Genomic DNA, 20891 nt, shown 5'->3' on the forward strand with positions numbered 1-20891 from the left:
CATGCCGACCTGCCCGAACGGACACCAGTCGGGTTCCGACGACTGGTGCGAGGTGTGCGGTCACCGCATGGCGGGTGCCGTGCCCCCACCTCCTCCCCCGCCGCCGGCGCCCGGTGGCGGCTACGGCTTCCCGCCGCCCGGCGGCCCTGGTGGCCCGGGAGGCCCCGGTGGTTACGGCGGCCCCGGCGGTTACGGCGGCCCCGGTGGCCCCGGTGGCCCCGGTGGTCCCGGTGGCCGTACGGAGCTGTGCCCGCAGTGCCGCACGCCGCGGGAGGGCGGTGCGCCCTTCTGCGAGGAGTGCCGGTGGAACTTCCTGACGAACACGGCGACGTCGTACACCCCGGCCGCCCCGCGCCCGCCGGCCCCCGGCCCCGGTCCGGGCGGGCCCTTCCAGCAGCAGCCGCCCGGCCCCTCGTACGGCGGTGACTCCTTCGACTACCAGGGCTCGCGTCCCTCGCAGATGAACCGGCCCGCCGAGCCGATCCCGCCGGGCCCGCCCGGCTTCGGCGGCGACCCCTCGCGCCCGGTTCCGCCGCCGCCCGGACCGGGTGGACACGGAGGTCCAGGAGGCCACGGAGGTCACGGCGGCCCCGGCGCTCCACAGGCGTTCCAGCCCGGGCCGCCGGCCCCGCCCGGGTTCCCGCAGGACACCGGCCGCCCCCAGCAGGGCGGGCCGTCCTTCGGCGGCGGTGACGACGACTGGGTGATCTCCCCGCCGGGCGGCCCCGGTGGCCCCGGTGGCCCCGGTGGCCCGAACGGCCCCGGTCAGGGGGGCGGTTACGGCTACCCGCAGCCCGGTGGCACCCAGGCGCCGCCCGGGCCCGGTGGGTTCCCGCAGCAGCCCCGCCCCCCGCAGGGCCCGGCGACCTGGACCGCGACCATCGGCCCGGACCGCGAGTACTTCATGGCGATGATGCAGCGCTCCGGCCCCGAGGCCGCGGGCCTGAACCTGCCCGCGTACTCGCCCGAGCAGCAGCGCCAGCTCACCGGCAACCAGATCACCATCGGCCGCCGCCGCCACTCCACCGGCGACACCCCCGACATCGATCTGTCCACGCCGCCTGAGGACCCGGGCGTCTCGCACCAGCACGCGGTGCTGGTCCAGCAACCGGACGGCACCTGGGCGGTCGTCGACCAGAACTCGACGAACGGCACGACGGTCAACGGCTCGGACGAGCCGATCCAGCCGTTCGTCCCGGTCCCGCTCCAGGACGGCGACCGCGTCCACGTGGGCGCCTGGACGACGATCACCATCCGCCGGGGCTGAGCCGGAGCCCCGTCCGCCGGACGGGGCTAGGCGGCGGGCACCGGCCAGACGTGCGGCCCCCCGGGTTCGTCCAGCCAGACGCGGTCGCCCTCGGCGTCGGCGGTCAGGCCGTAGCGTTCGCGCTGCGGCCTGCCCGCGTCCTCCCACAGGTCGTACGCCCGCCGCGGGTCGAGGGCGCCGGCGGTCAGCGCGAGCAGGAACCGGAACAGATCGCTCCCCCGGGCCGCGGGCGGCAGCCCCTCCAGGTCGGGCTGCTCCCGCCACGACCGTCCCGCGCCGCGCAGCGGCACGAAGTAGGCGGGCGTGTGCAGGAAGCGGCCCTCGGCGTGCCCGGCGTCGCGCACGGTGAGGGCGACGAGTCCGGTGGCGAAGGGGGCGAGGATCCGGCCGCCGGGGCGGCACTGGGCGAGCCAGGCACGCGGCACGGACGGCAGGGCGCAGGTCGCGATGATCCGGTCGTAGGGAGCGCGTGCCGGCACCCCGCGCGTGCCGTCGCCGGTGACGACGGCCGGACGGTGTCCGGCGGCGTCGAGGTGCCGGCGGGCCGACTCGGTGATCTCCGGGTCGAGGTCGACGGTGGTGACCAGGTCGTCGCCGAGCCGGTGGGCGAGCAGGGCGGCGTTGTAGCCGCTGCCCGTGCCGATCTCCAGGACCTTCTGCCCGTCCCGGACCTCGAGGCCGGCCAGCATCAGCGCCATGAGGGAGGGCTGGCTGCTGGAGGAGAGCAGCTCGCCGTCCCGCAGCCGGGTCGCCAGCGGGGCGTCCTCGTAGGCGCCGCGCAGCCACCGTTCGCGCTCCCGTGGGTCGGGGTGCTCACCCCACCGGCGTTCGTATCCGCCGACGACACCCACGTAGTAGTACGGCACGAACAGATGGCGCGGTACGGCGGCGAACGCCTCCCGCCACACCGGATCGGCGTGGAAGGCCCCGCTCGCGCCGATCTCCCGCACGAGCGCCGCCCGCGCCACCGCGGCGGGATCGTCTCGCGCCTCACGGTCGTGGCCGTCCATGTCTCCACCGTACTGAGGCCTTGAGTCCTACGCCGTCGCGTCTGAGACCATGGACGGCGTGACAGAGATTCGGCGCGGCACGCTTCAGGAGCAGACCTTCTACGAGCAGGTCGGCGGGGAGGAGACCTTCCGCCGGCTCGTCCACCGTTTCTACCAGGGAGTGGCGGACGATCCGCTGTTGCGGCCCATGTACCCCGAGGAGGACCTGGGTCCGGCCGAGGAGCGGCTCGCGCTCTTCCTCATGCAGTACTGGGGTGGCCCGACCACCTACAGCGAGAACCGCGGCCACCCGCGGCTGCGGATGCGGCACGTCCCGTTCAAGGTCGACCGCGCGGCCCACGACGCGTGGCTGAGGCACATGCGCGACGCCGTGGACGAGCTGGGCCTGCCCGAGGAGCACGAACAGACCCTGTGGAAGTACCTGACGTACGCGGCGGCGTCCATGATCAACTCTCCGGACTGACGGACGGCCCGGACGGTCGTACTCCGATCCCCCCGCACCGCGTTCCGATCACAATCCGGTCAAGCCCGCGCACCAACCGGTTACCCCCGCCCCGCCCCCTCTGACAGCATCACCCGAAGGTCCGCACAACCACGGGGGGTTGAGTGACTGCCGCAGGGGGCCCGGCACGATTCGTCCTCGCCCGCGCCCGGGCTCACCGCCCCCTGCTCGCGGCCGCGCTCCTCACGGTCCTGCTGACCACGGCGGTGCTGGCGACCCTCACCGCCTACTCCACCACGATCGGCGACGCCGCCCTGCGGCACGCCCTGTCGGATCCCCGTCACGCCGCCGACACCACCCTCACCGTCGAGGCCGAGATCCCCGCCGGCCGGCGTGCCGCCGCGGACCGTGCCGTGCGCGAGGCCGCGCGGGAGGCCTTCGACGGGCTCCCGGTGACCCTGCGCACGCTGACCCGCTCCGGCCCGTACGCCCTGCCCGGTTCCCTGCGCGCACCGGACGGGCGCGCGGCGCCGGACGACGACCCGGACCTCACCCATTTCGCGGCGCTGGACCCCGCCCAGGTACGCGTCACCGAGGGCCGGATGCCCCGCCCGGACGCCGGTGCGGAGATCGAGGCGGCCCTCCCGGAGTCCGCCGCCCGGGCCCTCGGCGTGAAGCCGGGCACCCGGCTCACCCTGGACAACCGGCTCGCGGGCCCGCCGGCGACGGTCCGCGTCACCGGCCTGTACCGGCCGGTCGACACCGCGGCGCCGTACTGGCGCCTGGACGAGCTGCACGGCCGCGGCATCGTCACGCTCCACTTCACGACGTACGGCCCCCTGCTGGCCGACCCCGCCGTGTTCACCGGGAACCGGGTCAGCGCGGGCGCGTCGGGCTGGCTGGCGTCGGCCGACTTCTCGTCGATGACCGGCGAGCGTGTCGACGCGCTGCGCGAGGCGGCACGTGAGGGCACCGCCGCCCTGCCGAAGGCCGCGGCGCTGGGCGGCACGGCGACCGCCGCGAGCGACCTGCCCGCCGCGCTGGACCGCGTCGAGCGCTCCCTGCTCGTCTCCCGCTCCACGCTGCTGGTCATCGCCCTCCAGCTCGCCCTTCTCGCCGCCTGCGCCCTGCTGCTGGTGGCCCGGCTGCTGAGCGCCGAACGGGCGGGCGAGACCCGGCTGTTGCGGGCCCGCGGCGGTTCACGCGTCCAGGTGGCCCGGCTCGCCGCGCTGGAGGCGCTGCTGCTGGCCGTGCCCGCGGCGGCCTGCGCCCCGCTGCTGGCGGGACCGCTCACCAGGCTGCTGGCCGGTCAGGGGGCGCTGGCCCGGATCGGACTGCGCCTGGACGCCTCCGTGGGTGCGGTCACCGGACAGGGCTCCGTGTGGCTGGTGTCGGCGGCGGTGGCGGTGGGCTGCGCACTCGCCGTCACCCTTCCGGCGCTCCTGTCCTCCTTCACGGCCGGCCGTGCCAAGCCGTTGCCGGGCGTGGTGCGCGCCGGTGCGGACCTGGGGCTGCTGGTGGTGGCCGGTGTGGCGTACTGGCAGCTGAGCCGCCGGCCCTCCGGTGCCGTCGGCGAGGACCTCGGGGTCGATCCGCTGCTCGTGGTCGCCCCGGCGCTGGCGCTGCTCGCCGGCACGGTGCTCACGCTGCGGCTGCTGCCGCCGCTGGCGCGGCTCGCCGAGCGCCGGGCGGCGGCCGGCCGGGGGCTGCCGGGTGCGCTGGCGGGCTGGCAGCTGAGCCGCCGCCCGATGCGCGGGACGGGACCGGTGCTGCTGCTGGTGCTCGCCGTGGCGCTCGGCATGCTCGCGATCGGACAGGGCTCCTCGTGGGAGCGCTCGCAGGACGACCAGGCGGACTTCCGGGCCGGCGCCCAGGTGCGCGTGCTGGCCGCCGGGGAGAGCGAGTTCGGCCACACGCAGACGTACGCGGCCGTCCCCGGCGTCCGCCGGGCCGCCCCCGCCTCCCGTACGACCGTGCCGCTGTCCGGCGGCAGGACCGCGACCGTGCTCGCGCTGGACACCACGCGGGCGGCTGAGTGGCTGCTGATGCGCCCCGACCTGGCGCGGGTGCCGGTGGGCACGGCGGTCGCCGGACTGTCGCCCGGGACCACCTCGGCGGGGGTGCGCGTCCCGGCGGGCACCGCGCGCCTCGCGCTCACCGCCCGGATGCGGGGCGCGGCCCCCGAGACCGCGATCGACGTCCACGCCACGGTGGAGGACTCCTCCGGCACGCCGTACACGCTCGGCCTCGGCGGACTGCCCACCGACGGGCGGCCGCACGCGCTCACCCTCGACCTCACGGCGCTCGCCGGGGCGCCGCCCGGCGCACTCACGCTGACCGGGCTCCGGCTGGACCTGCTGCAGCCGTTCGGGAAGGGCGAGCGGCACCGTCTCACCCTGGCGGCGCTGACCGCCACCGACACCGGCGGCCGGGAGCGGGAGCTGCCGCTGCCGGCCACCTGGGAACTGTCGGCCCGCGCCGACGGCGCGGCGTCCTCCCCCGGCGCGAAGACGAGCCCCACCAGGCCCCGCGCGGTCCCGGGCGACCCGGCGACCATCACCTACGCCACCGGGTACCAGCCGCCGGACCTGATCTGGCAGCCCTCGCCGCTCACCATCGGCCTGAGGGTCCCGCAGCCGGCGGCGCCCGAGGTCACCGGCGTGGCCACGGACCGCTACCTCGCCTCCACGGGCGCGCGGCCCGGGCAGCGGCTGGACGTGCGGATCGGCGGGGCCACCGTTCCGGTGCGGATCGTCCGGGCGGTGCGGGCGCTGCCGTCCGTGCCGGGCGGCGGGAAGGACGACGGGGGCGCCCTGCTGGTCGATCTGCGGTCCGTCAACCGGGTGCTCCAGGAGCGCCAGGACGAGGCAGTGCCGCCGAACGAGTGGTGGCTCGCGGTCGAGCCGGGCCGGACCGAGCGGGTGGCCGCCGCGCTGCGCGACCGCCCCGACATGGATCCGTCCCGCGTGGTGGTGCGGGACGAGATCGCCGAGGCGCTGCGCGACGACCCGTTCGGCGCCGGTCCGGGCACGGCGTTCGGGGCGGCGGCCCTCGCGGCGGCGGCGCTGACGGCGGTCGGGTTCGCGGTGAGCGCGGCCGGGTCGCTGCGCGAGCGGTCCGCCGAGTTCGCCGTGCTGCGCGCCCTCGGCGCCTCCCGGCGGCGGCTGGCGCGGGTGGTGCTCGTCGAGCAGGGGGTGCTGGTCGGTCTGGCGCTGGTGGTGGGCGTGGTGCTGGGCGCGGTGCTGGCCCGTGCCGTGGTCCCCCTGATCATGCTGACCGCGGAGGCCGGCCGCCCGGTCCCGGAGGTACTGGTGGAACTGCCTCCCCTCCGGGTGGCGGCCCTGCTGGCCGCCGTGGCCACGGCCCCCCTGCTGATCACGGCCGTGCTGTCCCTGCGCAGGGCGGATTCGGTGACATCTCTGCGCGAACGGGGAGGCGAGTGACGTGACCTTCCGGAGGGGGAGGCGGCCGCGCGCGGTCGCGCCCTGGGTGCGCACGCGGCTGCGGTCGGCGCCCGGGGCTTCGGTGGCGCTCGCGGTGCTGGTCGCGGTGACCGCGTTCCTGGCCGCCGCGCTGCCGCTCGCCGTGGACCGGTACGGCGACGCGGGACTGCGCCGGGAGATGGAGGTGGCCGGGCCCGGCCGCACCACCGTCCAGCTCTTCACCTCCCACGCCGACGCCGCCCTGCCGCAGGAGATGCGGGAGGCCGAGCTGCGCCGGGACGCCGCGCGCGGACCGTACGACAGGATCCTCGCGCTGTCCGGGCGCGCCCTCCCGCTCGACGCGGACCAGTCGTCCCACGGGGTGCGCACCACCCGGCGGCTCGAGGTCCCGGACCCCTGGCTGTCCCGGCCGGACGGGGTACCCCCGCAGTTCCACCTCGTCGCCCGGAGCGGGCTCGCCGGCCACTCCCGGCTGCGGGCGGGCCGGCTGCCGAAGGCCCCGGGCGACGTCACCGCCGCGACGACGGCCGTGGAGGCCGCCGTCAGCGGCGAGACGGCTCGGAAGCTGAACATCGAGGTGGGCTCCGTACTCCACGTGCCCGCCGTGGAACGCGACCCGCTCGTGGTGCGGGTCACGGGCATCGTCGAACCGCGCGCCCCGCAGGAGGCGTACTGGTCGGCCACGCCCGTGCTGCGCACCCCGTACCGGACGACCCGGCCCGACGACCCGTCGCGCAACCAGTACTGGGTCGGCGCGCTGCTGCTCCCCCCCGACGCGGGCCCGGCCCTGCTGGGCACCGGCGGGATGCCCGAGCGGTACTGGATGCTGGCCCCGGACACCTCCGCCCTGCACGCCCACGACCTGCCGGGACTGACGTCGGCCGTGGCCTCCCTGGAGGCGGGCCCGCTGCTCCAGCGGGCGAGCACGGCCGCCTCCGCCACCCTGCTCGCGGAGACCTCGCTCGACGACGTGCTCGGCGAGTACGCCCGGCTGCGGGCGGCCATCGGACCGGTCGTCGCCGTCGCCGCCTTCGGCACCGGCACGGTCGCGGCCGTCGTGCTGATCATGGCCGGCTCCCTCGCCGCCGACCGGCGCCGCACCGAACTCGCCCTGCTGCGGGCCCGTGGCGCCTCCCTGCGCGGTCTCGCGGGCCGGCTGCTGGCGGAGACGGCGGTGGTCGCCGTGCCCGCCGCCGCGCTGGGACTGGCCGCCGCCCGGCTCACGGTCCCCGGGACCCGGCTGCCGTACGCCGTGGCCGCCGCCGGCGCCGTCGCCTTCCTCGCCTGTGTGGCGCCGCCGCTGCGGGCCGTCGCCGCCCACCGCGCGGTGCGCGTGCACGCCGCCCGTGACGACGTCGCCTCGGCCCGTCCGTCGCGGCGGCGCACGGTCGCCGAACTCACGCTGCTCGCCCTGGCGGTGGGCGCGGTGGTGACGCTGCGCACGCGTGGTGCGGCGGACGGCGGGACGGCGTCCGGTGACGGACTGGTGCCGTTCGCGCCGGTGCTGGTCGGGATGATCGCCGCGTTGCTGCTGGTGCGCCTCCACCCGCTGCCGCTGCGCGGGCTGGCCCGTCCGGCGGCGCGGCTGCGCGGCGTGGTCGGGCCGCTGTCGCTGGCCCGCGCGGGCCGTGCGCCGGGGTCCGCGGTGCTGCCCCTGCTGGCGCTGCTGACCGCGCTGACCACCGCCGCCTTCGGCGGCAGCGTCCTCGCCGGGGTGGCCGACGCCCGGGACCGCGCGGCCACGGTCGCCGTCGGCGCCGACGCCCGCGTCGAGGGTGTGCGGGCCCTGCCGTCGGACCTCGCCGGGAAGGTCCGGCGGGCACCGGGGGTGCGGGACGTCACCGCCGTGAGCGTCTTCCACTACTCCTACGCCTCGGACGGCAGGCTGACCGTGCCGGTGGCCGGTGTCGACCCGGCCGGCTACGCGGCACTCACCCGGCACACCGGCATCGGGGCGTTCGACGCGGACGAGCTGAAGACGTCCGGTGCCCCCGGCGGCGGGGCACTGCCCGCCCTGGCCTCCCCCGAGGTGGCCGACCGTTACGGCACCCGGCCGTTCCCGGTGCGCCTGGACGCGGGCCGCTCCGTCACCGTACGGATCGTGGTGGTGCGGGAGCGGACACCGGTGCTGGCCGGGCAGGAGTTCCTGCTCGTGGACCGGTCGGGACTGCCCGCGAAGTCCGCCCGTCCGACCGCGCTGCTGGTCACCGGCGACCGTCCCGACGCGGACGCGCTGCGCGAGGCGGCCGGCGGCGCCGCGCGGGTCCAGCTCCGCACGGAGAGGCTCGCGGATTTCGTCGGCTCGCCGCTGCAGTCCGGCGCCGAGCGCCTCTACACGGCGGCGGTGGCGGCCGGTGCCGGGTACGCCGTGCTCGCGCTGCTGCTGACCCTGCTGCGCGCCGCCCCCGAGCGGGCCGCGCTGCTGGCCCGGCTGCGCACCATGGGCCTCACCCGGGCGCAGGGCCGTCTGCTGCTCGTCCTGGAGTCGCTGCCGCAGGCGCTGCTCGCGGCGGGCGGCGGCATCCTCACGGCCTGGGCCGCCGTCCAACTGCTGTCGCCCGGCATCGACCTGACGACCATCGCCGTCTCGGCGTCCTCGTCCCCGGCGGGCCGGGCGGCGCTGCGCACCGACCCGGTGTCGCTGGTGGTGCCGGCTCTGGCCGTGGTCGCCCTGACCGTCGGGATCTCCGCGGCGCAGGCCTGGTGGTCGGGGCGCAGGGGCCCGGTGCGCGAGCTCCGGGCCGGGGACGCCCGGTGAACCCGCCCCGGCACGCCGTCGTGCCGCGTCGACTTCTCCCCGCAGGAGGCTGCTCCCCATGACCTCGAACCCCACCCTGGCGGATCTCGCCGGCCGCGTCGCCGCCGACCGCGACCGCCCGGCCTACGGCCATGACGCGCTCATCACCTGCGACCGGCTGGTCCGCGTGTTCACCGCGGACGGTGTGGAGGTGCAGGCGCTGCAGGGACTCGACCTGCTGGTGCGCGAGGGCGAGCTGATGGCGCTCGTGGGCGCCTCCGGCAGCGGCAAGTCCACCCTGATGAACATCCTGGCCGGCCTGGACACCCCGACGGCCGGCGCGGCGCGGGTGGCCGGCCGTGACCTGCTCACGATGAGCGCCAAGGACCGCCTCGCCTACCGCCGTGAGGTCGTCGGGTTCGTCTGGCAGCAGACCTCCCGCAATCTGCTGCCCTATCTGACCTCGGCGCAGAACGTCGCGCTGCCGATGCAGCTGGCCGGACGCCGCGGCCGCTCCCGGGCCGGGCGCCGCGCCCGCGCCGAACGCGCCCGGGAACTGCTGGAGCTGCTGGAGGTCGCCGACTGCCGGGACCGCCGCCCGCACGAGATGTCCGGCGGCCAGCAGCAGCGCGTCGCCATCGCCGTGGCCCTCGCGGGCGATCCGTCGGTGCTGCTCGCGGACGAACCCACCGGTGAGCTGGACTCCCACACCGCGGAACAGATCTTCGCCGCGTTCCGCACCGCGAACGAACGGCTCGGCACGACCGTCGTGATCGTCACCCACGACCAGGCGGTGGCCGGCGAGGTGCGCCGCACGGTCGCCATCCGCGACGGCCGCACCTCCACCGAGGTGCTGCGCCGCAGCGAGGTGGACGCCGTCACCGGCCACGAGAGGGTGGTCGCGCGCGAGTACGCCATGCTGGACCGCGCGGGCCGCCTCCAGCTGCCCGCGGAGTACACCCGGGCCCTGGGCATGCGCGACCGCGTCGCGCTGGAACTGGAACCCGACCACATCGCCGTCCGGCCGGACGACAGCGACCGGGAGTGAGCGGCCGGGCGGGCCGGCGTCAGCGCACGCTGAGGCCCAGCGCGCCGATCCCCGCCCGGCGCACGGCGACCGAGCCGTAGGGCGTACGCAGCCGGAGCCAGGACCCCGAGGAGAGCAGGGTCTGCTCGGTGCCCCGCAGGAACCCCAGCGACTGCGCGGCGTGCACCGCCCGCACCGGCAGGCCGGTCCCCGCGACCGTGCGGGACCAGATCTCCCGTCCGGTCCGGTCGAGTTCGGCACGGGTGCGCCGCTCGGGCGGCAGTGTCTCCGTACGGGAACGGAACTCCGCGACCGACGCGGCGACGAGCCCCCGCAGTTCCTCGGGTGCCGGGAGCCCGGGTTCCGCCTGCCAGCCGCCGCGCGGCGGCAGCACCCCGGCCCACGGCGGTCCGGTCACCGCACCGGGTACGGCCGCCGTGGCGGCGGACTCGTCCACGGACTCCAGCAGCTCACCCGCGGACACGGTCACGTCGAGCGTGACGTCGAGCCCGTTCTCGTACGGCTTCGCCAGCCGTACGGCGCGGATCGCGAGCACCTCGAAGGACGGCGGACGGCCGAAGACGGCCAGGGCCGTACCGGCCGCCTGCAGCCGCACCGCGGCGGAACGGTCGTAGTGCAGCAGCCGGGAGAGGAAGGCCGCGAGATCCGCGGCCTCCCCCCCGTCGGCGAGGTGGAGCACCGTCATGCGGCGACGGCCTCCTCCTTCTTGTCCACGGCGTCGTCCATGTACTCCTCGAGGAACTCGCGCTCCTCGTCGGTGATCCGGCGCGGACGCTGCGTCTCGAAGTCGAACGGCACGATGACCGTCGCGGCACGGACATAGATCTGGTCGTCGCCGTCCTTCACCTCGTAGGTGAGGGTGAAGGACGCCGCCCTGATCTCCGTGACCCACAGCTCGATGTCCACGGGCGTGTGCCGGTGGACGAGCTGCCGCTTGTAGTCGATCTCGTGGCGCGCCACCACGGACCCCTGCTTGAAGTCCTTGTCCGGACGGAACAGGAAGTCGATGCGTGCTTCCTCCAGATAGCGGAGGAACACCACGTTGTTGACGTGGCCGTACGCGTCCATGTCCGCCCAGCGCAGCGGGCAGCGGTAGATGTGCCGCAAGAGATCAGCCCCGGGTCAGCTTCTTGTAGGTGGCGCGGTGCGGACGCGCCGCGTCCGGCCCCAGCCGCTCGATCTTGTTCTTCTCGTACGACTCGAAGTTGCCCTCGAACCAGAACCACTTGGAGTCGCCCTCGTAGGCGAGGATGTGCGTGGCGACGCGGTCCAGGAACCACCGGTCGTGGGAGACGACCACGGCGCACCCGGGGAACTCCAGGAGGGCGTTCTCCAGGCTGCTGAGCGTCTCGACGTCGAGGTCGTTGGTCGGCTCGTCGAGGAGCAGCAGGTTGCCGCCCTGCTTGAGCGTGAGCGCGAGGTTCAGCCGGTTGCGCTCACCGCCGGAGAGCACGCCGGCCGGCTTCTGCTGGTCCGGTCCCTTGAACCCGAAGGCGGAGACGTAGGCCCGCGAGGGCATCTCGACCTGGCCGACGTTGATGTAGTCCAGTTCGTCGGAGACGACGGCCCACAGCGTCTTCTTCGGGTCGATGTTCTCCCGGCTCTGGTCGACGTACGAGATCTTGACCGTCTCGCCGACCTTGATGGACCCGGAGTCGGGCTCCTCGATCCCCTGGATCATCTTGAACAGCGTGGTCTTGCCGGCGCCGTTCGGCCCGATGATGCCGACGATCCCGTTGCGCGGCAGCGTGAACGACAGGTCGTCGATGAGGAGCTTCTCGCCGAAGCCCTTGGTGAGGTTGTTGACCTCGACGACCACGCTGCCCAGGCGCGGGCCCGGCGGGATCTGGATCTCCTCGAAGTCCAGCTTCCGCATCTTGTCGGCCTCGGCGGCCATCTCCTCGTACCGGGCGAGACGCGCCTTGGACTTGGCCTGCCGCCCCTTGGCGTTGGACCGCACCCACTCGAGCTCTTCCTTGAGCCGCTTCTGCCGCTTGGCGTCCTTCTGGCCCTCGACCTTGAGGCGGGCGGCCTTGGTCTCCAGGTACTTGGAGTAGTTGCCCTCGTAGCCGTGCAGCCGGCCGCGGTCGACCTCGCAGATCCACCCGGCGACGTTGTCCAGGAAGTACCGGTCGTGGGTGACGGCCACGACGGTGCCCTCGTACTTGGCGAGGTGCTGCTCCAGCCAGTTCACCGACTCGGCGTCGAGGTGGTTGGTGGGCTCGTCGAGCAGCAGCAGGTCGGGCGCCTCCAGGAGCAGCTTGCACAGCGCCACGCGGCGCTTCTCGCCACCGGAGAGGTTGGCGACCGGCCAGTCGCCGGGCGGGCAGCCCAGGGCGTCCATGGCCTGCTCGAGCTGGGCGTCGAGGTCCCAGGCGTTCGCGTGGTCGAGCTGCTCCTGCAGCTTGCCCATCTCGTCCATGAGCTCGTCGGTGTACTCGGTCGCCATCTGCTCGGCGATCTCGTTGAACCGGTCGAGCTTGCCCTTGACCTCGGCGACACCCTCCTGGACGTTCTCCAGGACGGTCTTGTCCTCGTTCAGCGGGGGCTCCTGGAGCAGGATGCCCACGGTGTAACCGGGAGTGAGGAAGGCGTCACCGTTGGACGGCTGCTCCAGGCCCGCCATGATCTTCAGAACGGTCGACTTACCGGCACCGTTCGGACCGACGACACCGATCTTCGCCCCCGGCAGGAAGCTCAGGGTGACGTCGTCGAGGATCACCTTGTCGCCGTGCGCTTTGCGCGCCTTGCGCATGGTGTAAATGAACTCAGCCAAGAGAAACCGTCCGGCAGCTTGAAATCAGGCAGTGGGCAGATACACCCCATCTTGCCCGACCGCCACCCCTGGGGGGAAACCCGTTCCACCCGGAGGTCCTGACCTGGCCTTTCCCGGATGACGCCTGAGCCCCGCCTGTCACTGTCGGTCACCACCGGTCGGCCTCGGGCACCCTCGCACGGCCCAGGGACGGCCCGGCACCAGCAATGATCAGGACGCCGTAACCTTCCTCGGGTGAATGACTCCCCCTGCTTCTGCCTCCTGTGCGCGCCCCCTACGGACGCCCCGGCCTTGGACGAACGCGACGGTCACATAGCCGCGAATGTGACCGACCACGGCTGGCACGTGATGGGTGTCGGAGCCGGGGACGAGGCACCGGCGGACTGGGCCTACTCGATCGGCCTGTGGCACACCTTGCGCAGCCCAGAGGTCTGCATCTTCGGCCTGCGGGTCGAGACGATGATGTCCGTCCTGAACGTCGCGGGGCGGGAGATCCGCAACGGTCACCCTCTGGAATCCGACCAGCGTCGTGACGACATCCTGAACGGCTACTCGGTGGCTGTCCGGCCGGTGCACCCGAGCTGGTACCGAAGCTTCTTCGGTGCCGGGATCGACTTCTACCAGGCGCCTCCGTTCCCGATCATGCAACTGTTCTGGCCAGACAAGGAGGGCCGGTTCCCCTGGGACGACCGGGCGCAGGAGTACTGCCGCGCGAGTCAACCCCAGCTGTGGAGCTCGAAGGACGGAACCAGCGGACCCTGGACCGCCCTCGACTGAGATCCCGTCCCGACTCCTGCCCTGAGCCCGCTACTCCACTACGCGGCTAGCGACTGATCGGAATCTCGTAGACGATCTCGCAGAGCGCGGCGGGCACCACGATGTCCGCGGTCTCCACGGGGCGGCCCTGGTCGCTGTAGTAGGTCCGCCTGATATGCGTGACGAGTGAGCCCTTCTGAATGCCAAGGAGTGAAGCCTCCTCCGCGGTCGCCTGCCTCGGCTCCGGCTGTTCCACGGCGTGGCTGACGGTGATGCCGATCTCCGCCATGCGGTTCACGACCCCTGCCCCGGCGTGCGGCCCGCCCTCGGGGAGGACGACGAGTGTGCCGGCGGTGAGGTCGTACGGCTCCCAGCTCGTCGACAACTGCACCGGCCGACCGTCGGCGAGGAACTCGTACGCGGTCCGCACGCACAGATCGCCTTCGGCGATACCGAGACGCGCGGCGATCTCCGCCGGCACCGGAACCTTGGCCTCGGTCCGGCTCTCCCAGTCACCCTGCCTGCCTACGGCCTTCATGTCCGCGCGGAACGGTGAGCCGCTGGGCTGCTCACGCGCCGATGACCGGACCACGCGCACGCGCTGCCGTGGCTCGGCGACGTAGGTGCCGGAACCGGCACGCCCTTCGAGCACGCCTTGGGAGATCAGCAACTCCTGCGCCCGGCGCACCACGTTGTCACCGACGCCGTACTCCTGGCCGATCTGGGCGCGGGAGGGCAGTCGGTCTCCCGGCTCCCACTCGTGTTCCGCGATCCGTCGCCGGAGCTCGTCGGCGATGCGGAGATAGGGCGGCTGCTCAGGCATATGGAAAATCTAGTCCACTAGCTCTAATCTAGTTAACCAGCTTTACTCAAAGTGATCGCCGCTAACCGGAGGGCTGCCCTGTGCCTGCTTCCAAGGTGCGCGCGGAGGCCATCGCCGCCCGGTTATCGGCCGTCGGGCTCGCCACGCGCGTGGAGGAGCGCGACGACTGCACGGCCATCGAGGCGGAGGTGCCGAAACCACTCTCCGCGGAGTCATGGCGGGAGGTCCTGGAAGCGGTGGCTACGGCTGACCGCTTCGGCCTCCTCGCCACCAGTTCGAACGACCGCACCCTCTGGGCGGTCGTACACAAAACGGTCCCCGCGACGGGCGATGTCGGGGGACCGGGCCATCAGCGATAGGAGCTGAACACCGTGCTCAATCGTATCCGCCGTACCGCCTCGCGCCTCAGGGAGCGATACCTCCACAAGGGCCGACACCGCCGCTCCTCTGGGCCTGTGCGGCCGGTGACTGTGTCCCCGGAAGTCGCTTACGGCGCAGTGCTGGTCCTGCGTCGGCACCGCGAGCACACGGGCGTTCTCGTGGGCGAGGAGACAGCGCTCGTCCGCCCGTACGTACTGGCCAGTGAGGCGCGCACATGGCATGGCTCGAAGGCCGCGAGCTGTGCTCCCCACGCCGCTCCTTGGTACGCCTCGGCGGGTGACCGCTGATGCCTTCCCGCCCACAGCCCCACGCCACCCAACCAGGGCTCGCGTCCTACCGGTCGACCTCCTGCCGGATCGGTACGCACCACGCCTGCGCGGAGTCGTCCCCGGACACGGCACCGGTCGACGTGCCGGTGATCTATGAAGTCTGCGACTGCTCGTGCCACACCATCGCCAACTGCCCCGTACCGACGGAGGCGGCACGGTGAGGGAAGCGGCACTCAGCGGCGCGGTGCTCTCCCCTGTCGAGATCACCTCGGCCAGCGTGCAGCGCAGCGACGTCATCCAGGTCGGGGGCCGGCACTGCCGGGTGACTGACCTCTTCCAACTGCCCGGCGGGGCCAAACGACTCGTGTTCGACTCGGGCGAGTTGCTGACGATCCACACTGGGACCCGACTCATCGCCCTGCGGCTCGTGCGAGTGAGAGGCGGTGATCCCGCTAATGCCCTCGCGACGCGACGCCATCGCCGATGACCTCCGGGGACCGGATCGCCACCGGCCGGCTCAAGCCCGGCGAACGCCTGCCCTCCGAGGCACACCTGGCCACGCAATACAGGGTGAGCACCCCGACGCTGCGCCATGCCCTCGCCGTACTCCAGGCAGAAGGCCTCGTCGAGAAGGCTCATGGCAAGGGCAACTTCGTTCGCCGCCCCCTCCGCAGAATCACCTACGTTGGAGGGGTCCGAACCCCCGACACGCACGTCGCGGATCTCGCGCCGCTGAGCGTCACCTTCCGTGTCACCAGGGTTCGGGCCAGCGGGCATCTGACAACCCTGCTGAACACCCCGCCCGGCACCCCGCTGACCGAGATTCTCTGTCTCGGCCACGAAGGCGAGAGGCCTCACAGCCAGGCTCGCATCTTCGTACCGAGGGACCTGGCGCCGCCTGCCGCGCTCCGCGAGTCGCTCCCATACGAGGTACTGATGTCACGACTGACGGAACTCCGCCCGCCGCTGGCCGAAGTCCGGGAGGAGATCGGCGCTCGCCTCCCGACACCGGACGAGGCGTCCACCCTGCGGATCAGCTCCGCCCTGACGGTCCTCGCCGTCACACGCCAGACGACCGACACCGCTGGACGCGTGGTCGAGGCTGCGCTCCTGGTGCTGCCGGGGGATCACGCCGGCGCAGTGTTCACCACTCACTACGTGCTCGACGAGAGGTCGGCGAAAGCATGACGACGTCCAACGAACTTCGGCTCCTCCCCTGGACAGGACCTGACGGCAAGCCGTGCTTCCTCAGCACCGACGACAGTGGCGGCTACCTGTCCCGTCTGGCCGACAACCTCGAATCAGTACAACTCGGCATGGCCACCGAACTCCTGGACCAAGCGTTAGACATGCTCGCTGACGCCGAGACGAACCCGGACGACCTGCGGCACCTGACGAAGAGCCTGACAGGGGCCCTGAGGGACACGCTCCGTGTGGCGACCAGCCGCGGTCATCGGCTGAGTAGCAGCCCCTGATCAGCCCGTCCGCTGACCAGCGGTCCTGAAGAAGCCCACGGCTCTGACCAGTTCAATGGCCGTGGGCTTCCGTAGTTGCTGATCGGCGTCGATTGGGTTGACCTCGCACGGACCATAGACGGACAGGACTTGGCTTGGGGCCGCGTCGGCCAGTTCATTCACCGCTGCTGCCGTCGTAGGCTCTCAGTCGCTGATGAGCACCGCATTAGGAGTTCGATCCGCCCTCGGCCTGCCTGGGGCGGGCCATGTGCACGGGTGCCAGTCGTGGCTGCTGCATGTCGCTGCCGTCCGCAGTCGTTGATGTCAGCGTTGGATGTCAAAGGGACAGCCCCGGCACCGGGCAGACCTCCCATGACTGGTCCGGTCGGTCGACCCAGCCCTCGCCGGGCATGCTGGCCGTGGCACTCACACAGCGACCGGCAGGTCCGCCAGCCACCGTCCCCTCATGAGGAGAGCCCGAGGCCATCCGATCTCTTGAAGTGGCCGCACTCTGGACACTCTGGGGGCGTTGATAACGCGGCGATCGTCGATGTCGTAGGTCACCTGACCTGCCCGTAGAGCGGGAGTGGTGACGTGTCCCCCGAGCTGCCGAACCGCTTCCTCACCCCAGACGACCTGGTGGAAATGTTCGAGCTGCCCAGCGTCGAGACGGTCTACCAGTGGCGCCGTAAGCGCACCGGTCCCCGCGGCTTCCGCGTCGGCCGGCACCTCCGCTTCGACCCGACCGACGTGCGGGCCTGGGTGGACTCCCGTATCGGGGAGGCTGCCTGATGGCCGGACACATCCAAGACCGCTGGTACCGAGCCGAGATCGGCCCGGACGGCAAGACCCGCAAGGTCAAGACCGACCGCCACGGTTCGGGCATGCGCTACCGGGCCCGTTACATCGGCCCCGACGGCACCGAGAAGTCCAAGAGCTTCCCGGACAAACAAAAGCGCCTGGCTGATGCCTGGCTGACCAGCATCGAAGCCGACATGGCGCGGGGGCAGTACATTGACCCGAGGGCGGCCCGTGTCACCTTCCGCGAGTACGCGGACCGCTGGCTCGGCGCTCTCACCACCGACCTGACGAGCCGGGCCGCCGTCGAAGGCAGGTTGCGCCTTCACGCCCTGCCGTACCTCGGCACGCGCCCGATCGGTTCGTTCCAACCTGAGCACATCCGCGACTGGAACCGCCAACTGGAAGACGCCGTGTCCTCTGCTCAGTACCGGCGCCTCATCTTCGACGCGGTGTCCTCGGTGCTGAACGCGGCCGTGGACGACCGCCTCCTGGCCTCGAACCCCTGCCGGGCGCGATCGGTCAAGGCACCTCGTCCCGCGCCGTCACGCGTGCGTCCGTGGACCGCTGAGCAGGTCTTCGGCGTACGCGCCGGGTTGCCCGAGCGGTACCGGGCCATGGTGGACCTGGGCGCCGGGTGCGGGCTGCGGCAGGGTGAGGTCTTCGGCCTGGCCGTCGACAACCTCGGTGACCTCGGCTGGCTCTACGTCCGCCAGCAGGTCAAGAAGGTGCGCGGCACGCTGGTCTTCGCCCCGCCCAAGCGCGGCAAGCTCCGGGACGTTCCCCTCGACCCCGAGGTGTCGGCGGCGCTCCGCGAGCACATGGCGGCCTTCCCTCCGGTCGACGTGACCTTGCCGTGGCTGACTCCGACCGGTCCCAAGGTCACGCACCGGCTCCTCTTCACGAGCGGCGTCGGCGCAGCCATCTGGAGCCAGGCGTTCAACGACCAGGCATGGAAGCCCGCCCTCGCGTCCGCCGGCATCATCCCGGCCCCCGAGAAGGGCATGCGCTACGCCGCCGCCCGCGAGCACGGCATGCACGCGCTCCGGCACTTCTACGCCTCGGTCCTCCTGGACGCCGGGGAGAGCATCAAGGCTCTGAGTTTGTATCTCGGTCACAGCGATCCCGGGTTTACCCTCCGGGTCTACACGCACCTGATGCCGTCCAGCGAGACGCGGACCCGGAAAGCCATCTCCGCGATGTACCGGGCCGCCGGTCACGCCCACGACGGCCCTGGGACGGCCCAAGCCGCCTGACACGGCCCCTCATCGGCGGCATAACCGCTGGTGAGGGGCCTTTTCATGCCCGCTCGCGGTAAGTAACACCCCATCTTGCCGTACCGCCACCCCTGCGCGGAAACGCGTATGGCGCGGCGCCTCCGACCTGCGGCTTCGCGGGCGGCGATGTGCGGCGCTGGTACGAGCGGGTGGTGTTGTGCGTGCGGACGGGTGAATCGTGCGGTTTTCCCCTTGTCGGGTGGAAGGAAAGGAAGGCACTCATGCGTCAGGGAGACGCATGGGCATGAGGGAGGAATCATGCTGCCGATACGCGTGGCCGCGCTGGTGCGCGGCGGTGCGGTGCTCGTCACCGCCGCGGCGACCGCCGCCCTGCTGACCGTCCCCGCCGGAGGCACCGAGGCCGATGCCCACGACGGGCGGACGGACGGCGGGCGGACGGACGGCGGGCGGACCACCGAGACGAGGCAGATCGCGTCGTCGGTTCTGAACGACGTCAGGTTCACCCTGACCGCTGTACGCTCCGCCGCCGATCCCCTGATGGCCTCCGTCCGGCTGGAGGCCTCCGTTCGGGAGAACGGCCGGTTCGTGCCGTCGGACGAGGTACGGGTCGGCGCGGTGGACGGCTGGTTCTGGTTCCCCCTCACCGGGCGGGGCGCGATCTGCGAGTTCTCGACGGCGAACACCGAGCCCGCGCCCGTCGCGGTGAGCCTGTTGATCACCCCGTCGATCGGTTGCTCCGCTCCTCAGCGCTTCGAGTTGCGGGACGGGACGTTCGAGACCGACGGCCAAGGGGCGCGCGCCCCGCGCGGCGGAGTGAGCGCCGGTGGCGGCGGCACGGCAGGACGCGCCGCCTGACCCGGTTCCCCGTCGGACCTCAGTTTCCCGGGGTCTGCCTGCGGCGGGTGAGGACCAGGCCCGCTCCGCCGAGGACGACCAGGGCGATGGCGGAGCCGGCGATCCACGGGGTGACGTCGGCGGCGCCGGTCTCGGCGAGGTTGGTGTCGGTCGGGGTGCCGGCGACGGGCGTGGGGTTCGGGCCGGTGAGGGTGTGGGTGGTGGTACCGGTCTCGGCGGCCCGGGTCAGGCAGTCGAGCATGCCGGTGAAACGCCGCTCGAAGCCGCCGGGACCGCTGACCGTGACGTCGTACGGCCGGTCCTCGCTCAGCGGAACCGTCACCGTCCGGTACGCGCCGCCCGCGACGGTGTGCTCCGCGCCCGCCAGTTCGAAGGTGAACGGCTCGTCGTCCTGGTTGGTGACGGTGACGTCCACACCGCCCTTGGCGCAGTTCTCCCGTGCGGACAGCGCGGGTATCGCGCCTTCCAGCGCCCAGGTGGCGCTCGCCGTCGCCGAGACGGTGGACTCGCTGGACCCGGCCAGGATCTGCGTCTGGCTCCGGCTGTCGGAGACGAAGGCACGGCCGACCGGCACCGTGGTCGAGGCCTGCGCGGTGAGCTCCACGGTGTCCGCCGCCTCGTCCTCGGGCACCTCGAAGAAGAGCCGGCCGCCGTCGGCGGCGGTGGTGACGGGCTCGCCCTTCTTGTTCACGATCCGCACCCCGCTCGTGGCGTCCGCGGGCGGCAGGACCGTCACGCTGCGCGCGTCCGTGCGCACGGTCACCGGGCCGATCCGCTCGCCCGGGCGGCCGGAGACGGCCGGCGGGTCAAGTGTCAGCGAGGCTTTCGGTTCCGGCTGGTTGCGGGCGTTCTTCTCCAGGTAGTCGGCCAACTGCTCGGCCTGGGGGTCGACGGCGTCCACGTCCACGTCGTCGGAGTGGCGCCAGATGGCCACCTGGGTGCCGGCCGCCGCGTCCTGTTCGGTGAGCTGGCCGCGGACGCCCGCCTTCTTCGCGAGCGCCGCGAGGTCGTTCACCTGGGGGTAGGAGTTCTGCAGGATCCAGCGGATGCGGCCGGCGTCCTTGTTGGTGCCCAGCGAGGTTCCGCTCCAGGCGGTCTCGTGGTACTTGGCGTCCTTCTGCGTGGGCGTGTGGATGTCGACGCAGTACGTCTGCAGCATGCCGCCGCCCTCGACGGACATCTCGAACAGTCCCGCCGAGACCTGCTGGTCCCCGGCGGTGCCGCGTATGACGGCCTCGCCGTAGGTCTTGAGTCCGGTGATGGTCGCCGCGGCGCCGCTGTGCCCGGGTGCCGTCCCGTCGTCGGCGGCGGCCGTCCCGGCACCGGCCAGCACGGTGGTGGCGACCAGTCCGGACACCAGCGTTCCCGCGGCGAGGCGGGCCGACCCACGTCCGCACGCGGACGGCGCGGAGAACCAAACAGACACCGAATTCCCTTCCGAGCAGGACCCGTTGACGTGGGGGGTCGGTCCCACCAGCAGAATCTCCGGCCCCCGAGAACACCCAGGAGCCATGCCCGGCATCCTAAGGAGACGGCGGACAGCGCTTGCCGATGATCGCATCGGAGGACTGATCCGACTCGGAATCGTTATCGC

General features: G+C 72.9%; 20 protein-coding genes. 14 read left to right on the forward strand and 6 right to left on the reverse strand.

Going from position 1 to position 20891, the window contains the following annotated elements; genetic code table 11:
- Nucleotide 1: 1 nt before the first annotated feature.
- Nucleotides 2–1267 carry an FHA domain-containing protein gene (locus BU52_RS17735; RefSeq protein ID WP_037935348.1) on the forward strand — a complete coding sequence of 422 codons (1266 nt, stop codon included), beginning with the start codon at nucleotides 2–4 and terminating at the stop codon, nucleotides 1265–1267.
- 26 nt (nucleotides 1268–1293) lie between these two features.
- Here the strand turns inward: BU52_RS17735 and BU52_RS17740 are convergent, their stop codons facing one another.
- Nucleotides 1294–2277: a methyltransferase domain-containing protein gene (locus BU52_RS17740; protein ID WP_037935351.1), complete on the reverse strand. Its 984-nt coding sequence runs from the start codon at nucleotides 2275–2277 to the stop codon at nucleotides 1294–1296.
- 49 nt (nucleotides 2278–2326) lie between these two features.
- Here BU52_RS17740 and BU52_RS17745 point away from each other — a divergent pair, with 49 nt between their 5' ends.
- The 4 genes from BU52_RS17745 (at nucleotide 2327) to BU52_RS17760 (ending at nucleotide 9947) form a co-directional block, all read left to right on the forward strand.
- Nucleotides 2327–2740 carry a globin gene (locus BU52_RS17745; protein WP_037935352.1) on the forward strand — a complete coding sequence of 138 codons (414 nt, stop codon included), beginning with the start codon at nucleotides 2327–2329 and terminating at the stop codon, nucleotides 2738–2740.
- A gap of 143 nt (nucleotides 2741–2883) precedes the next feature.
- Nucleotides 2884–6162, forward strand: a complete 3279-nt coding sequence (locus BU52_RS17750; RefSeq protein WP_037935356.1) for an FtsX-like permease family protein — start codon at nucleotides 2884–2886, stop codon at nucleotides 6160–6162.
- Nucleotide 6163: 1 nt separating this feature from the next.
- Nucleotides 6164–8920: an FtsX-like permease family protein gene (locus tag BU52_RS17755; protein WP_037935359.1), complete on the forward strand. Its 2757-nt coding sequence runs from the start codon at nucleotides 6164–6166 to the stop codon at nucleotides 8918–8920.
- 58 nt (nucleotides 8921–8978) lie between these two features.
- The gene (locus BU52_RS17760) at nucleotides 8979–9947 is read left to right on the forward strand and encodes an ABC transporter ATP-binding protein (RefSeq protein ID WP_037935362.1); all 969 of its coding nucleotides are present in this window, start codon (nucleotides 8979–8981) and stop codon (nucleotides 9945–9947) included.
- A 19-nt stretch (nucleotides 9948–9966) separates the two neighbouring features.
- Here BU52_RS17760 and BU52_RS17765 read toward each other — a convergent pair whose 3' ends face one another.
- Genes BU52_RS17765 through ettA form a run of 3 tightly spaced genes read right to left on the reverse strand, consistent with a single transcriptional unit; the run spans nucleotide 9967 to nucleotide 12723 of the window.
- Entirely contained in the window at nucleotides 9967–10632 is a 666-nt protein-coding gene (locus BU52_RS17765) for a hypothetical protein (RefSeq protein WP_037935366.1), read from the reverse strand.
- A complete protein-coding gene (locus BU52_RS17770; RefSeq protein WP_037935369.1) occupies nucleotides 10629–11054 on the reverse strand; it encodes an acyl-CoA thioesterase in 426 nt (141 codons plus the stop codon). The genes BU52_RS17765 and BU52_RS17770 overlap by 4 nt, the downstream gene beginning before the upstream one ends.
- Before the next feature lie 4 nt (nucleotides 11055–11058).
- Complete coding sequence (gene ettA, locus BU52_RS17775) at nucleotides 11059–12723, reverse strand: energy-dependent translational throttle protein EttA (protein WP_037935370.1); 1665 nt, start codon at nucleotides 12721–12723, stop codon at nucleotides 11059–11061.
- A 234-nt stretch (nucleotides 12724–12957) separates the two neighbouring features.
- Between ettA and BU52_RS17780 the strand changes: the two genes are divergently transcribed.
- Nucleotides 12958–13500, forward strand: a complete 543-nt coding sequence (locus tag BU52_RS17780) for a DUF4262 domain-containing protein (RefSeq protein WP_157847890.1) — start codon at nucleotides 12958–12960, stop codon at nucleotides 13498–13500.
- Between the two features lie 46 nt (nucleotides 13501–13546).
- Here the strand turns inward: BU52_RS17780 and BU52_RS17785 are convergent, their stop codons facing one another.
- On the reverse strand, nucleotides 13547–14302 hold the full coding sequence (locus BU52_RS17785) for a GntR family transcriptional regulator (protein ID WP_037935372.1): 756 nt from the start codon (nucleotides 14300–14302) through the stop codon (nucleotides 13547–13549).
- Between the two features lie 80 nt (nucleotides 14303–14382).
- Here BU52_RS17785 and BU52_RS36390 point away from each other — a divergent pair, with 80 nt between their 5' ends.
- From BU52_RS36390 to BU52_RS17820, 8 genes are all read left to right on the forward strand, one after another.
- Nucleotides 14383–14661, forward strand: coding sequence for a hypothetical protein (locus BU52_RS36390; RefSeq protein ID WP_037935375.1), 279 nt, complete (start codon nucleotides 14383–14385; stop codon nucleotides 14659–14661).
- 308 nt (nucleotides 14662–14969) lie between these two features.
- Nucleotides 14970–15173, forward strand: coding sequence for a hypothetical protein (locus tag BU52_RS33730; RefSeq protein WP_078903301.1), 204 nt, complete (start codon nucleotides 14970–14972; stop codon nucleotides 15171–15173).
- A complete protein-coding gene (locus tag BU52_RS36395; RefSeq protein ID WP_051858329.1) occupies nucleotides 15170–15439 on the forward strand; it encodes a hypothetical protein in 270 nt (89 codons plus the stop codon). Before BU52_RS33730 ends, BU52_RS36395 begins: the two co-directional genes overlap by 4 nt.
- Nucleotides 15436–16140 carry a GntR family transcriptional regulator gene (locus BU52_RS17800; RefSeq protein ID WP_327149978.1) on the forward strand — a complete coding sequence of 235 codons (705 nt, stop codon included), beginning with the start codon at nucleotides 15436–15438 and terminating at the stop codon, nucleotides 16138–16140. Before BU52_RS36395 ends, BU52_RS17800 begins: the two co-directional genes overlap by 4 nt.
- Nucleotides 16137–16427, forward strand: coding sequence for a hypothetical protein (locus BU52_RS17805; protein ID WP_037935377.1), 291 nt, complete (start codon nucleotides 16137–16139; stop codon nucleotides 16425–16427). Before BU52_RS17800 ends, BU52_RS17805 begins: the two co-directional genes overlap by 4 nt.
- Nucleotides 16428–17051: 624 nt before the next feature.
- A complete protein-coding gene (locus tag BU52_RS17810) occupies nucleotides 17052–17198 on the forward strand; it encodes a helix-turn-helix transcriptional regulator (protein ID WP_235216372.1) in 147 nt (48 codons plus the stop codon).
- On the forward strand, nucleotides 17198–18460 hold the full coding sequence (locus BU52_RS17815; RefSeq protein ID WP_037935382.1) for a tyrosine-type recombinase/integrase: 1263 nt from the start codon (nucleotides 17198–17200) through the stop codon (nucleotides 18458–18460). The genes BU52_RS17810 and BU52_RS17815 overlap by 1 nt, the downstream gene beginning before the upstream one ends.
- Nucleotides 18461–18739: 279 nt before the next feature.
- Nucleotides 18740–19297, forward strand: a complete 558-nt coding sequence (locus BU52_RS17820) for a hypothetical protein (RefSeq protein WP_063830015.1) — start codon at nucleotides 18740–18742, stop codon at nucleotides 19295–19297.
- 19 nt (nucleotides 19298–19316) lie between these two features.
- Here the strand turns inward: BU52_RS17820 and BU52_RS17825 are convergent, their stop codons facing one another.
- Nucleotides 19317–20723 (reverse strand): Cys-Gln thioester bond-forming surface protein, encoded by a 1407-nt coding sequence (locus tag BU52_RS17825; protein WP_037935384.1) that lies wholly within the window; start codon nucleotides 20721–20723, stop codon nucleotides 19317–19319.
- Between the last annotated feature and the right edge of the window lie 168 nt (nucleotides 20724–20891).

It is taken from the genome of Streptomyces toyocaensis, assembly GCF_000725125.1.
GTDB lineage: Bacteria > Actinomycetota > Actinomycetes > Streptomycetales > Streptomycetaceae > Streptomyces > Streptomyces toyocaensis.